The following is a 14,706-nucleotide window of genomic DNA, read 5'->3' on the forward strand; positions in this document are numbered from 1 at the left end:
CCCCACCACGAGATGAACTGAATATGTCACACACTGCGATTGGGTCACGTGCCCTGATTTGGATGCTTGCCATTGCGATGGCACCTTGGGCGGTTGCTGATGAGCGACCCAACATTCTGTTTATCATGTCGGATGACCACACCAGCCAAGCGGTGGGGGCGTATGGCAGTCGGTTGGCCTACCTGGATCCGACGCCGAACCTGGATCGTTTGGCCAAGGAAGGCATGTTGTTTGAAAATGCATTCTGCACGAACTCAATCTGCACACCCAGTCGCGCTTGCATCATGACGGGGCAATACAACCACACCAACGGTGTGTTTGATCTGAACGGCCGCATCGAACCAAAGAATCAGCATCTTGCGAAAGAGATGAAGAAGGCTGGTTATCAAACCGCCATGATTGGCAAGTGGCACTTGAAAGCTGAACCGGCGGCGTTTGACTACTACTGTGTCCTGCCTGGACAAGGCAAGTACTTTGATCCTGAGTTCCGTGTTCAAGGTGACAAGCCGTGGCCGAAGAATTTGATCAAGAAGGAAGGCATGCACAGCACGGATGCGATCACTGACATCACACTGAACTGGTTTGATGAAGTTCGCGAAGATGACAAGCCGTTTTTCTTGATGCATCACTACAAGGCGCCACACGATTTCTTCGAGTACGCGCCACGCTATGAAGAGTATCTGGCCGAAATCGCGATCCCAGAACCCAAGAATCTTTGGAGTCAGCCGCTCTTCGGTTCCCTGGCGACCCGTGGTGCAGACGATGAATTGATGCCCTACATCGGCACCTCAATCGGACGCCGTAACCTGCGTCGGAATTATGTGGATCACTATGAAGTCGATTCGTGGCTCAGTGATGAAGACGCCAAACGTGAGGCGTACAACATCTACATGAAGCACTACCTTCGCTGTGTCAAAGGCGTCGACGACAACCTGGCTCGTTTGTTTGCAAAGTTGGAAGAGACCGGGCAAATGGACAACACCGTGATCATCTACACCGGGGATCAAGGGTTCATGCTCGGTGAGCACGACTACATGGACAAGCGATGGATGTACGACGAGTCGCAGCGGATGCCGTTCTTGGTTCGCTACCCCAAGTCGATTCCTGCCGGTTCACGCAGCAATGCGATCGTGGAAAACGTGGACTACGGACCCACCATGTTGGCGTTCGCCGGCGTGGAAACCCCTGAGTACATGCAAGGCAAAAGCTTTCGCGAAATTTGCGAGACCGGTCAGGAACCCGAGGGTTGGAAGCAGGAGGCGTACTACCGCTACTGGATGCACATGGCTCACCATGACAATCCCGGTCACGTTGGGATTCGCACCAAGACTCACAAGTTGATTTACTACTACGGCGTCAACTACGAAGGGAAGCTGCAAACGCCTCCCGGTTGGGAACTCTACGATTTGGTGAACGATCCGACGGAAGTGGTCAACCAAATCGACAATCCTGAGTACGCCGAAGTCGCATCGGACCTCAAGCAACGTTTGGCACAACTTCGCCAACGCGTGGGCGACGATGGGTCTCATTACCCTGCCGTGGAAGAGGTTGTCCAGGAATTCTGGGATGACAGTGACGAAGACCGTCAGAAGGCGATCGAAATCTCCCATGAGTACGTTCAGGCGAAGCAGTCCGAATCGAAAGCAAAGCCTCAAAATTAGCTTTGGCTTTCCGGTCGTTTAGCGGCAGGGTGCGAGTTCTCCGGTATCACGGCACCGGACGGCTTGCGCCGTTCCGCTAAGCAGGTAAGCAAGAATGATTGGCTCACATAACCGATGACACCTGCCTACCTGCTTAAGACGCTTCATACCAGCCGATTCCGAAGACGAATTCGGCAGGGTCGGAACAACTTCACCGTTTGGCGTGACTGCTACGCTCAGTGCGTGAATTTCGAGACGTCGCATTCTTGCCGTCCGAAGACGTGATCTTCCACTGACGGCCCGCACGGTTCAGCTATGCTTGTGGTGCGTCTCCCCTTCGTTTCATCCCTCCAGTTTGAGTTGCTTCTATGTCACGTTGGTTGTTTTGTTTGGTCCTGCTGTCCGTTGGTTCGTGGTCTGGAGGGCTGCTCGTGGAACCTGTTTCGGCGGCAGATCGTCCCAACGTGGTGATCGTCATCACGGATGATCAAGGCTACGGCGATTGTGGGTTCACTGGGAACACCGTTGTTCAGACGCCCAACATCGACGCTCTTGCAGCCGAGTCTTCGACGCTGACCGACTACCACGTCGCACCAACCTGCTCGCCGACCCGGTCTGCATTCATGACCGGTCACTGGACCAACCGAACCGGCGTGTGGCACACGATCAGCGGACGTTCGATGTTGCGAGACAACGAGGTGACTTTCGGTGAGATCTTCCGTGATGCCGGTTACCAAACGGGCATGTTTGGCAAATGGCACCTCGGCGACAACTATCCCTACCGAGCCGAGGACAACGGGTTCACCGAGGTCTATCGCCACGGGGGCGGCGGCGTCGGGCAAACGCCTGACTTCTGGGACAACGCGTACTTCGACGGTTCGTATTTCCACAATGGAGAAGCCGTCAAAGCCCAAGGCTTCTGCACCGACGTGTTCTTTGAACAAGGCAATCGATTCATTCGCGATTGTGTCGAAGCGGACGAGCCGTTTCTCGCTTACATCGCAACCAATGCACCGCACGGGCCATTGCACGCCCCGCAGAAGTACATCGACCTTTATCCCGAGATGAGCGACAACGTGGCCACTTTTTTGGGGATGATCACCAACATCGACGAGAACGTCGGACGGACCCGCGAACTGCTGCGTGAGTTGGGCGTGCATGACAACACAATCTTTCTGTTCACGACGGACAATGGGACCGCGGGCGGTGCATCGGTTTACAACGCTGGAATGCGAGGCAGGAAGGGAAGTCCCTATGAAGGCGGCCACCGTGTTCCCTTTGTGATGCACTATCCCGAAGGCGGCTTTGCCACTGCTCGTAGCAATGACACGCTGTGTCACGCGGTGGACGTGGTGCCGACGCTGTTGGAATTGTGTGACGTCGACGCTCCCGAACAAATCAAGTTCGATGGCACCTCGATTGTTTCGCTGTTGAAGGACGAACCAGAATCGTCGTTCACGCAGCGCATGCTGATCACCGATTCGCAGCGTGTGATCGACCCGATCAAGTGGCGTCAGTCATCCGTGATGCAAAACAAGTGGCGTTTGATCAACGGCACAGAGCTGTACAACATTGCCGATGACGCAGGGCAAGAGAACGACGTTGCGGGCGATCATCCGGAACAAGTTGCCTCGATGCGTGCGTTTTACGATGCTTGGTGGGCGGAGCTGGAACCCACGTTCTCGCAAACCACCGAAATGACCGTCGGTCATCCCGATCATCCCGTGGTCACGTTCACGGCTCATGACTGGATCGGACAAGCTCCGCCATGGAATCAGTCCGCGATCCGTGCCGCAGCGGCTGTTTTCCCGAAGAAGGCAAAGCAACGACTGACGCACCAAGGGCATTGGGCGATCCAAGTGCATGAAGCAGGGACGTTTGAAATTGCGTTGCGGCGTTGGCCGGAAGAGTCGGGGATTCCGATTGGAGCGGCTGTACCGCCTGGGCAAGACGTGCCCGGCTCTTCTCGCGCCTATCGAACCCAAGCAGGCCGGGCGATCCCCGTGAAGTCCGCCGAGGTGCGCGTGGATGGGAAGTCGATTGCGAGCACGAGCGTCGCATCAGATGACCTGGTCGTGACGATGGAGATCGAATTGGCGGAAGGTTCCCACCAGCTGGCTCCCGTTTTCAAACTTCCAAACGGTGAAGTTGGAGCGTACTACTGCACGCTCTCCCGAAAGAGCAAGTGAATGCTCTCTGGGAGACACAATGGCGCTGAATTTGTCACCCTGCGGAGGGGCGATTGTGCCGATTAGTCGGAATGCAGCAAATACGATTGTTAAGAAATATCGAGATTCTCTTGCTCGGCGATCATCAGCCGCACAATCGACACGACACGATCGATGAAAACTCTGTAAGGCGACATCAACCAATGGATTGCTTGGTGCTTTGATCAAACGAACGGAGTCTTGAATCGATGGAATCATCAACCTTGCGACGCGGCGGAAGCGTTGCCAGACGAACCCTTGCGGCTTTGGTCTGCTTGATCACCGGCGGTGGAGCAATTGCAAACGCCGACGAATGGTGGGCACCTGCGAACCAAGCCGGAACCGATTCGGTTCTCGTTGCACCTGAAACAGAGCCAACGCAGAATGGTTTTGACAGCATGCTGTCCAGCCGATACAGCGCCGCACCGATGCGTCCACAAGACAGCTTGATCGAAGGTTCAGTGCAATCGCTGCCTGCCGACGTGGATCAGGAGCCCTCCGGTCTCAGTTCCCAGGCAAGGGATGAGCAGAACCAAAAGGCTCTGGCTGAAGACGAGTCGTTTGAAGATCGTTTGGAAGCGTTTGCTTCGCGTTTGGATGCCCTTGATACACTCGATGAAGAGTGGACGGACTATCAGGACGAGTTGGCGGCCGAGGCCAAGGCGAAGAAAAAGAAGTCCACGCTCAAAATTGGCGGGCGAGTTCACATCGATCACTGGTCGTTCTCCAACACCGATCCGGGAATCAACCAAATCGAAAGCGGTCGGATCGGTGGAGTCGCCGGCGATCCCAATCAGAGTCCCGAGAATATCACTGGGTTCCGGCGTCTGCGTCTGGAACTTTCCGGGGACGTTCCTCAGAACATGCGTTATCGCTTGCAGGTGGACTTCAACAACCCGCAGACCCCCGAGATCAAGGACGCCTACATTGGCTGGTCGAACTTGCCCAACAATCAGGTGTTGTTGCTTGGCAACCAGAAGCGGCCGCTCGGTTTGGATCACCTGAACAGCTCTCGCTTCAACGTGTTCGCCGAACGCCCCTTGGCAGTGGAAGCATTCAACGAAGACGCTCGTCGGTTTGGTTTGACCATGTATGGTCACAACAATGAAGAGTCGATCGGTTGGGCGTACGGGATTTACAATCTCGAGAACATCAACACGGATGGACGTTTCATTGGTGACTCGGCCCAAGCCGGTGGATACTCGCGTCTTTGGGGATCGCCTTGGTACGACGACACCAGCGGCGGACGTGGGTACTGGCACTGGGGTTTGGCTGGTGCGGTTGCCAAGCCGGACGGCGATGCCGGAGCGAACGACACCAACAGCAACGAAGGGCGGTTCCGCACTCGGCCCCTTGCACGAAGCTCGCAACGTTGGTTGAACACCGGTCGCATCGACGGTGCAGACTGGTATCAAAACATTGGGTTTGAAAACATCCTGAACCTCGGTTCGCTGCAAATCACCGGGGAATACATCATGACTCCAATGCAGGTGGAGGATCCGGCTGCGGGGGTGGATGACAATTTGTTCTTCCACGGTGGTTACATCTACGCATCGTACTTCTTGACCGGCGAGCACATGCCCTACAACCGGTCGACGGGAACGCTCTCACGCGTGACACCCCACGAGAATTTCTTCTTGGTGGATCGCTGCAACGGATGTCGCGGCAATGGCTGGGGAGCATGGCAGGTCGCTCTCCGATATGACCACCTCGATCTAACCGATGGTGGTGTCAACGGCGGCGTGGGCAATCTCTACACGGCTGGTTTGAACTGGCACTGGACACCTTACTCGAAGGTTCAGAACAACTTGGTATGGGGTGAAATCAGCGAGAGTGGATTGGCCGCCAATGGCAACAATTCGCTTGACGCACCGGTGGAAGCCGGGAACTTCCTGATCTTCGGAACTCGTTTTATGGTCGACTTCTGAGTTGCCAGAAGCAAACCGTTGATCACAGAAGCATTCTACGTGCGGGGCTGAACACCAGCCCCGCACACCAACCGCACAGAACTGAAAAAGGAATTTCAAATGAGCCGATCCATTCAATTCGGTCGTGTCGCCTGCCTGGGACTTTTCGCGTTGACCGCCTCGGTTGTCTTCTCGAGCACCGCCAGTGCTTTCGGACCCGCCTGCTGTTTCTGCCAAGCCGGACGCTGCAACGTGGAAGTTGACAAAGAAGAAGTGGAGGTCACTTGCTTCGACGTCGAATGCGAAACCATTTGCATCCCACCGTTGCGTTTCCCATGGGAATGTGGCCCGTTGAAGAAGTGCGGCAAGGTTCGCACCGTCAAAAAGCTGGTCACGGACAAGAAGAAAAAGACGGTCTGCACTTACGATTGGTCTGCCATCACTTGCTGCCCCGATTGCCGTCACCGTGCCCGTGGTATCTTCGGATGCGGCAAGGGATGCAGCGCCGGTTGCTGCGACAGCGGAAGCTGTGATGCGGGATGTGAATCCGGTTGTGATGTTGGTGGCTGCGAGATGGGATGCTGTGCCAGCATCGAAGCCGCCGCGTCATTGCCACCGGCCGCGTTCGCCAACAACGCTGGTGAAACGATGCAACTGGACCAACAAGAGTCCGTCGCGTTGGCATCGGCGATCAGTCGTGCGGAACCCGACGCCGAAGGTTGGGTCACGATCACCAACCCCAACACCACGTCGCTGCAAGCCGAAGACGATCTGATCGAAACCTCGGTCGAAGTTCTCAGTCGATAAATAGCTCTCGACAAGAGCAAGGTCCGGAACACAAACCACCGGCACGACTTAGTCGTGTCGGTGGTTTTTTTCGTGCGCTGCTGGAGCGTGAATCTGTGAGCAACGAGTGATGATTTAGGCGGTGCGGCGCAAGCCGCCCGGTGTGAAACCGGAGGGCTCGCGCCCTTCCGCTATGTCACTCGTTTTCGACTGGATGCGTTAGACCGGTGACCTTCGGTTGCGATGGAGCAACACATAGACGCAAGGAACGAGAATCAACGTCAGAAGCGTTGAGACCACCATCCCGCCCAGCAACGCACGAGCGAGCGGAATCATGGCTTCATTTCCCGGTGCCAGTTGGAACGAAAGCGGCAACATCGAGGCGACCAGCGTCAACGAGGTCATCAGGATGGGGCGCAAGCGAACTTGAGCCGCGGACAGGGCGGCCTCTCGAGGTGTCACCCCAGTGGCAAGTCGTTGATTCGCGAATTCGACCAGGAGAATCGAATTGTTGACGACGACACCGATCATCATCAACGTGCCCATCAAGGACTGGATGTTGAGGTACGTGTCCGTCAGATAAAGAGAAATCAAAACACCTCCGATCCCCAGCGGGACGGACAACATGATGATCAGCGGATCGAGGAACGATCGGAATTGGGCCATCAGAACCAGGTAAACAAGCAGCGTTGCCACTGCGAGCCCGGTTCCCAGCATGTTCATTTCCCCACGCATCTTTTCAATCGGCCCGCGAAGAGCGACGGAGACCCCGTTTTCGAATTCCATGTCCGCCAGCACGGCGTCAATGTCTGCCGCGACGCTTCCCAGGTCTCGCCCCGCGACGTTGACATGGATGTCGTTGACCCGTGAAATGTTGTAGTGGGCAATCTCGCCTGGAATCGTGACTCGATTGACAGTGGCAATGTTTGAGAGCGGAATCGTGACGGGGCCGTCGGGGGTGTCGAGCGAAAGTGGCATGTTCCGCAACTCATCCAGCGATTGGAACTGATTGGACGCGTACTGCACTCCCATGAAGAAGTCGACACCGCTCTTCGGGTCAATCCAAATGGTCGGTGAATAGCCCACGCTGGATCCCAACGCGGTCAGCACGGTTTGCGCGACTTGTTCTTGATCGACCCCCAAGTACTTTGCCCGTGTTCGATCGACTTGCACATCGAATTGGGGATAGTCGAGCGACTGGGCGATCTGGACATCTCGTGTGCCTTCGATCGGAGAGATTTCCCTGACGATTCGTTCGGCTGCGTCGCGACACTGTTGCAGTGTGCCCGCGGAAATTTGGACATTGATTGGAGTGGGAACACCATCGTTGAGGGCCATGTTGACGATGCCACCCGAAACAAACAGGAACTGTTCCAGCGGGTATTCGTTGTTCAGCTTTTCTCGCAAGGTGTCAATGTAGGTCTGAGTGTCGACCGACTGATTTTCCTGCTTCAGATTCACGATCAAGTAGGCTGTGTCTGGGCCCGAGTTGGAACTCAAGACGGTGGAGAATCCGGCTCCCTTTCCAACCGGCAAACCGATGTTCGAGATGATGGTGTCGATGGATTCCTCAGGGATCACTTGTTGGATGGATTCCTCGATCTTGGCGACCAATTCCTCGGTTTTCTGCAAGGAGGTTCCGGGGACTGTTTTCAGGCGGATTTCGAAGCTGCCCGAATCAACATTCGGGAACAGCTCTGTTCCGATGTGAGGCAGCAAAAAGAACGAGCCGCCTACCCCAATGATGATGATCAACGCTGACAACGCGGGTGATCGCATGGCGGTTGTAAGCAAGCGTCCATACAGCCCCGAGGGCTTGGTTGAAGACGCCTGCTGATCGTCTGGCTGCGTCGCTTGCGTTTTGGCTTGCACACGTTCCCGGACGAAGGTCGCACAAAAAGCGGGGACAACGGTCAACGCCAAAATGTAGGAGGCGCCAATGGTGAGGGTGGCGGCCAACGAGAGCGGAGCGAACAGATACTTGATCATTCCCGTCAAGAAGATTGCAGGCAAGAAGACGGCCAGGGTCGTGATGGTTCCTGCGAGGATTGCGCCTGAAACTTCCTGGGTGCCATCGCGTGCAGCCTCCATGGGGGATTTGCCCATTCGCCCGTGACGGATCACGTTTTCGACGACCACGATTCCGGCGTCGACCACCGTGCCGATCGCCAGTGCGATTCCCCCCAAGGTCATCACGTTGATGGTTTGGCCGGAGAATGCGAATCCCAAGGCACCAATCAAAATGGCCAGCAAAATGGTCGAAACGATGATCACGGTGGGAAGCAGGCGTCGCAAGAAGATGAGCACCACGAGCGCGACCAGCACGGAACCGAGACCAATCTGCGACATCAAATTCGACATCGCTTTGCGGATGTAAATGGATTGATCCGAGACCAGCGTCACGCTGGTCGCTTCTGGAATGTCACCACGCTCTTTCATCTTGGGAATCTCTTCCGCGATCCCGTCGTAGATGCGGTCCACCACCGCGATGGTGTTCTCCCCGGGTTCTCGAAGCAGTGGGCAGTAGACGCTGCGTTTTCCGTTGACTCGAACGATGTTGTATTGCAACGCCGCGTCGTCTTTGACGGTTGCCACGTCGCGGATGAAGATCGGGCGATCGTCGCGAACGGCAATGGGAATCGCTGCGATTTCTTCGATATCAGGCAGGGTATTCCGAGGGTGAATTTGGTAGTCCGTTCCGCCCATCGTTGCGGTGCCACCTGCGAGCACCAAGTTTGACTTCTTGAGCGCGTCGACCACATCGGTCGCGCTGATGTGGTAGGCCTGAAGTTTAGCGGGATCGACATAGACCATCATCTGGCGGAACTTGCCACCAAACGGGTGCGGGATCTGCACGCCTTTCAGTCCGCCCATCTTGTTGCGAACTGCGTAGTAGCCGATCGAGTAGAGCTCGGATTCACTGAGTCCCTCGCCGGAGATCGCTGCCAGCACCACAGGCAGGTTGGACGGTTCGCTCCGCAGCGTGAACGGCCACTCAATGCCCGGCGGCAGGTGGAACATATCGCTGGCTTCCAAGTTGACGATGTCGTTCATCGCCGAACTTGGGTCAGCACCGGGTTGGAAGAAGACTTTGATCACCGCGGCGCCAGGAACCGTTCTCGATTCTTGGTGCTCGATCTTGCCCGCCAGCGTTAGCGCACGTTCGACACGTGAGGTGACCGATTTCTCCATGTCCAAGGTCGGCAGACCAGGGTAGGAGAAGTAGCTGACAACAACCGGCTTTTTGAAATCCGGGAGGATATCAATCGTGATGCCCGGGATGACGGTTGCACCGAGCACACACAAGGCAATGGATGCAGCCAGAACCGCAAATCGATTGCGAAGGGAAAATTGGATCAACGACATCAGTGAGTGGCCCCCACGACGGCGACTTTTTGCCCGTCGATGAAGCGGCTCAGGTGAGCGTCCACGACCGATTGGCCTGGCTCGACACCGGAGAGGACCTCGATGAAGTTGCCGTCGTCCACTCCGGTCGAGATTTCTTGGATCGAAATCGTGTCGTCGCTGGCGACCACGTACACAAAGGCGTTGCCAGATTCGTCGAAGCGAATCGCTTGGGCGGGCAGCAGGTTGGCGGCGGTCTGCGTGGTCAGTTCGATCGAGGCTTGTCCGAACATCCCGGGGATCAGCTTGCCATCCGTGTTGTCGATTTCGACTTCCACCATCATGGTTCGTGATTGGGCATCGAGACTTCCGCTGCGCCGGGTGACCTGCGCGGTCAGGGGAGGTTCGGATGCGAAGGATGGAAACGTGAGACGGACTTCGTCGCCTGGATCCACCAGGGGAGCATCCTTTTCGGGGACGGGGATTTGCACGCGGACTCGGTCGATCTGACAGAGAACAAACAGGGGCTTGCCAAGTCCGACTTCGCTGGCGGCGCGGACCAAGTCACCTGGTTCGATATTTCGTTCCGTGACGATGCCCGAGAACGGAGCCTTGATCTCGGCGTAGTCGATCCAGACATCCAGTTCATCCCGTTCTCGCCGCGTGACTTCGGTTTCCGCTTGTGCCGTCTCGAGATCCGCTTGTGCTGACTCGACCCTGGCGGACGCGACTTCGACGTCCGCTTGTGCTGAGGCAACGGCTGACTCCACCGCCTGTTTGCGAGCCGACTCGCTGTCGCGTTTCATCCGGGCCTCGTCCAGCATCCGGTTTTGCAAGGAGCCTCGATTGACCAGGTCTTCCGTTCGATTGAATTCCGCGTTGGCTGCGGCCAGGGAAGCTTCCACGGCGGCGCCTTCCGACTTGGCTTGAGCCAGCTTGGCTTGTGCGGAGCGTTTGGACGCCTCTGCCAATCGGACTCCTGCGGCAGCTTGTTTTTCCTGGGCTTCCAAGCGACCAATCCTGGCTTCGATCACCCGCCGTTGTTGGTGCTTCTCTGGAACCGAAATGGTGGCCAGGACGGTGCCTGCTTCGACGTATTCGCCGATGTCCGCAGTGAACGATTCGACATAGCCCGACGCTTGCGAGCGGAGTTCGGCTCGGTAGTAGGCGTGAACCGTCGCGGGCTGAACGCTGGTCCGTGTGACCTCGGTGGGCGTGACGGCCACCGTTTTGACCGGGGTGGCCGGCTGCGGCTGAGTTTTCTTGGCCACGCGATTCGCGTCGGAACAACCGGTCAGAAAGCACAGCACCGCAACTGTCGCGAGTGGAGGAGAGAGTCGAGGCGGGATTGCGAGAGGCATTGTGTGAATCGAGGACTGGCGTCCTTGGCTCCGCTGGAATATTTGGGGGAATCGGAAGAATCGATCTGACCGGGCGCGGTTCGCCAAGCGGTCGATGCAGTCTAGTTCGCGCAATGAGCGTTTTCGATGCGCAGCGGACAGGATCTGACTATTCCAAGGCATTCAATCGTTACCATCTGGATCATCATCTGCCGAAGTGCATAAGTAGAAACTGATGCGTTCCGGACGAGCTGAGCAAGGCGAACGAACGCTGTCTTCCGAACAGATGAACCAGGAGAACATGGATGTCCCGTTCGTTCCTATACACGCTGATCGCCCTTTCGAGCACCGTTCCAGCGATCGGGTGTGTGGGGCACATGAACCAGGAATCGGTGCAGAGTTCCCCTCTGCCAGCGGCAATCACCGGGAGTTCCGCCACGGTGGTTTCCGGTGTTGAAGCGGCCACGGAAGAAACCACGCTTGCCAAATCGGAGATTCGCCCGGTGGCCCATCGTGATTTCGGTGAGCCCGCCGCCGATCAAGCTTCGACGACCGACTCGGTTCTGACGATCGACGGCAAACGATACCGGTTGCAACCTCTCGTGGAAGAATCCGTCGCCCGCAGCAGCGATCATTCGTTGGCCGCCTATGAAAGTGCACCTCTGTTGGAGGTGCCCGAAAGCGGTTTGGTGGGGCTGACTCCAGAACCGGTGGTCCTTGATTCGATGGGACAAACATCCGGTGTGGCGATGGTCTCGCCGCAAACCGTTCAGATGAACCTTCCAACGGCGCTCGCGATGATCGACTCCCAGCACCCCGCGGTCGGCTTGGCACAGTGGCGAACCCGTGAAGCGTATGCAGCGCTCGATCAGGCCAAGGTACTGTGGTTGCCCTCCATTCAAGCCGGGTTCAGCTTTCATCGCCACGATGGCAATTACCAATCCAGCAACGGTGACATCGTGGACGTCAACCGGAATTCGTTTCAGTACGGGTTGGGAGCGGGTGCCACCGGTGCGGGAACCACCAACACGCGACCAGGGCTGGTGGCTCAATTTCACATGGCGGATGCAATCTTCCAGCCCAAGGTCGCAGAGAAAACGGCCTGGGCACGTGGGCACGCCGCCGCGGGTGTTTTGAATCAGCAACTGTTGCGGGCTGCGACCGCTTACACAGAATTGCTGGAGGCGTACCAGGACGCTCGCGTGTTGGAAGAGTCTCGGGAACGGGTGAGGCAACTTGCACGAATCACATCTGATTTCGCCGAAGCGGGGCAAGGGATGCAAGCGGATGCGGATCGCATGCAAACGGAACTCCGATTGATCGACAGCCGATTGGTGGGCGGGCAGGAACGCGTCGCGGTTGCGTCCGCACGCCTTGCCCAAGCCATCAGCATGCACTCGGGCGAGACGCTTCTACCCATGGATGTCACCGTGGTGCCATTGGAGTTGATGGCCGCCGGAACTGACAAAGCCTCGCTGATCAGCACCGGTTTGGCTTCGCGGCCGGAACTGAAAGAGTCGCAGTCGTTGGTCGCCGCCGCCTGTGAAGCCTACAAACGCGAACAGTACGCTCCGTTTGTTCCAAGTGTTTTGCTGGGGTACAGCACTGGCGGTTTTGGAGGAGGCTTGGGCAACGACCTGAGTGACGTGGACGGTCGCTATGACTTTGACGCCGTGGTGACTTGGGAAATTCGAAACTTTGGACTCGGTGAACGAGCGGCTCGCAATCGGACGTCCGCGCGGGTTCAGCAAGCCAGGTATGAGAAGCTTCGTGTGATGGACCAGGTCGCTGCGGAAATCTCCGAATCGGCAAGTCAGGTCGAATTCCGTCGCCAGCAAATGGATTTGACGCAGCAGGCGATCGCCACCGCCGAACGATCCTATCAATCCAATTCGGAACGAATCCAAGATGGCGAGGGTTTGCCGATTGAAGTGCTGCAAGCGGTCCAGGCATTGGAATCTGCACGCCGTGCTTACCTGCAAGCAGTCACCGCTCACAACCAAGCCCAATTCCGTTTGCAGTGGGCATTGGGTTGGCCCGTAGGTGACGACCAGACCTTGGTGACTCACTGAACCGTTGGATGGGGTGGTTCGGCCGCCGTTGATGATAAAGAGCACTTTCACGTGCATCTGCGGTCGAAAAGCGATGAGCTCAAGAAGATTTTTGGTGACGTCAATGAATCGCCGTATTTCCCGGGCAAACTGGCCCAGAAACTGAAGTTGCTCCAGCCTGAAGATGCAAGTGAAATCGTGATCACGGATTAGACCCGAGCCACCACTTCGTGCTCTTCGCGTCCTTCGTGGTTTTGAGATTTGCTACGATGAATCAATCGTCGATCCATCCACGTCGGGTGGTTTCAAGCGTGGGGAGGCGGTGCGTTGAGGGGGGAGAAAGATGGAATTCGATGAACTGTCTCACCGAGTGATTGGGTGCGCGATTGAAGTGCATCGCGAATTGGGGCCTGGGTTGCTGGAGTCTGCCTATGAGCAATGCCTTGCCCATGAGCTCCGTAAGAGCTCCATTCAGTTTCAGCTCCAGCACCCGCAGCCTGTTCGCTACAAAGACGTGGCGTTGGATTGTGGCTATCGGATCGATTTGTTGGTGGAGGGCTCCATCATTCTCGAACTGAAGAGTGTCGAGAAATTGAAGGGAATTCACGAGGCACAATTGCTGACTTACATGAAGTTGGCGGGAATCCGGACGGGGCTTTTGATCAACTTCAATGTGACACGGCTCAAGGACGGGCTTCGTCGTTTTGTGCTTTGAATCTGATGTCGCCGGCTCGTGAGTAGGGGGATGAGTCGAATGCAGATCTTCGTGTCACCACGAAGAGACGCAGCGAACGCGAAGGATAACGTTCGCGGACGGTTGGCAACATGTTCACGTTCACACTGAACCTTCGTGCCCTTCGAGTCCTTCGTGGTGCATTTGCCGGCGAATATTCTTCACCACGAAGGGCACAGAGAGCACGAAGATTTCGGTTCGGCTGATTTGCATGAACCAGTCCGATGCGAGTTTCGAGGTGGTGATCGAGGCTCAGAATTGGCGAGGAAGAATCACGCAGCTCGAGGAACACGTTTATATTGGCTCATCCGACGGAAGCGTGCGCGGTACCCTGACTTCAGGTTTTTGGAGGGATTTCTCCGATGCCCGAAGTTTGAACAGACCATTTCGAGGCGTTCGAATTGAGTTGCCAAGTGAAGCGGAAGCAAGCTCTGCTGAGGAGCAACTTGCCAAGGAATAGCTTGGTCTCCGATGCGCCGAAGGTGCTTCGCGGCCCACCGGCATGCTCGCCATGCCGGTGGGTTGTTTTCAACACGGACGCCGTCCATCGTTGAACATTCGGACATCGGTGCATGCCTTGAAAACCTCGGACGCACCCTTCCGTCGGATGAGCCGAAACATTTGGGACGCCCTCCTCATCCTGATTGTCTCGAGGACACCGTTTTGTCAGAGGTTGAGGCTTCTCTTCGAAAGCGAT

10 protein-coding genes are annotated in these 14,706 nt (G+C 56.5%); 8 read left to right on the plus strand and 2 right to left on the minus strand.

Annotated elements, in window-relative coordinates; genetic code table 11:
- The first annotated feature begins 23 nt into the window (after positions 1 to 23).
- The 4 genes from RISK_RS26310 (at position 24) to RISK_RS26325 (ending at position 6,561) form a co-directional block, all read left to right on the plus strand.
- Complete coding sequence (locus RISK_RS26310) at positions 24 to 1,661, plus strand: sulfatase family protein (RefSeq protein WP_047817306.1); 1,638 nt, start codon at positions 24 to 26, stop codon at positions 1,659 to 1,661.
- A gap of 347 nt (positions 1,662 to 2,008) precedes the next feature.
- A complete protein-coding gene (locus RISK_RS26315) occupies positions 2,009 to 3,829 on the plus strand; it encodes an arylsulfatase (RefSeq protein WP_047817307.1) in 1,821 nt (606 codons plus the stop codon).
- Between the two features lie 227 nt (positions 3,830 to 4,056).
- The gene (locus RISK_RS26320; RefSeq protein WP_047817308.1) at positions 4,057 to 5,775 is read left to right on the plus strand and encodes an OprO/OprP family phosphate-selective porin; all 1,719 of its coding nucleotides are present in this window, start codon (positions 4,057 to 4,059) and stop codon (positions 5,773 to 5,775) included.
- 99 nt (positions 5,776 to 5,874) lie between these two features.
- Positions 5,875 to 6,561, plus strand: a complete 687-nt coding sequence (locus RISK_RS26325; RefSeq protein WP_047817309.1) for a hypothetical protein — start codon at positions 5,875 to 5,877, stop codon at positions 6,559 to 6,561.
- A gap of 198 nt (positions 6,562 to 6,759) precedes the next feature.
- On the opposite strand, the gene RISK_RS26330 is transcribed toward RISK_RS26325, so the two are convergent.
- Together RISK_RS26330 and RISK_RS26335 are read right to left on the minus strand one after the other, a co-directional pair.
- Positions 6,760 to 9,906: an efflux RND transporter permease subunit gene (locus RISK_RS26330; RefSeq protein ID WP_047817310.1), complete on the minus strand. Its 3,147-nt coding sequence runs from the start codon at positions 9,904 to 9,906 to the stop codon at positions 6,760 to 6,762.
- Complete coding sequence (locus RISK_RS26335; protein WP_236696733.1) at positions 9,906 to 11,246, minus strand: efflux RND transporter periplasmic adaptor subunit; 1,341 nt, start codon at positions 11,244 to 11,246, stop codon at positions 9,906 to 9,908. Before RISK_RS26335 ends, RISK_RS26330 begins: the two co-directional genes overlap by 1 nt.
- A gap of 284 nt (positions 11,247 to 11,530) precedes the next feature.
- Here RISK_RS26335 and RISK_RS26340 point away from each other — a divergent pair, with 284 nt between their 5' ends.
- The 4 genes from RISK_RS26340 (at position 11,531) to RISK_RS26350 (ending at position 14,469) form a co-directional block, all read left to right on the plus strand.
- The gene (locus RISK_RS26340) at positions 11,531 to 13,297 is read left to right on the plus strand and encodes a TolC family protein (RefSeq protein ID WP_047817311.1); all 1,767 of its coding nucleotides are present in this window, start codon (positions 11,531 to 11,533) and stop codon (positions 13,295 to 13,297) included.
- A 51-nt stretch (positions 13,298 to 13,348) separates the two neighbouring features.
- Entirely contained in the window at positions 13,349 to 13,489 is a 141-nt protein-coding gene (locus RISK_RS32380; RefSeq protein WP_160311509.1) for a hypothetical protein, read from the plus strand.
- A 130-nt stretch (positions 13,490 to 13,619) separates the two neighbouring features.
- On the plus strand, positions 13,620 to 13,991 hold the full coding sequence (locus RISK_RS26345) for a GxxExxY protein (RefSeq protein WP_047817312.1): 372 nt from the start codon (positions 13,620 to 13,622) through the stop codon (positions 13,989 to 13,991).
- 229 nt (positions 13,992 to 14,220) lie between these two features.
- Entirely contained in the window at positions 14,221 to 14,469 is a 249-nt protein-coding gene (locus tag RISK_RS26350; RefSeq protein WP_047817313.1) for a hypothetical protein, read from the plus strand.
- Positions 14,470 to 14,706: the final 237 nt, after the last annotated feature.

The organism is Rhodopirellula islandica (assembly GCF_001027925.1).
GTDB lineage: Bacteria > Planctomycetota > Planctomycetia > Pirellulales > Pirellulaceae > Rhodopirellula > Rhodopirellula islandica.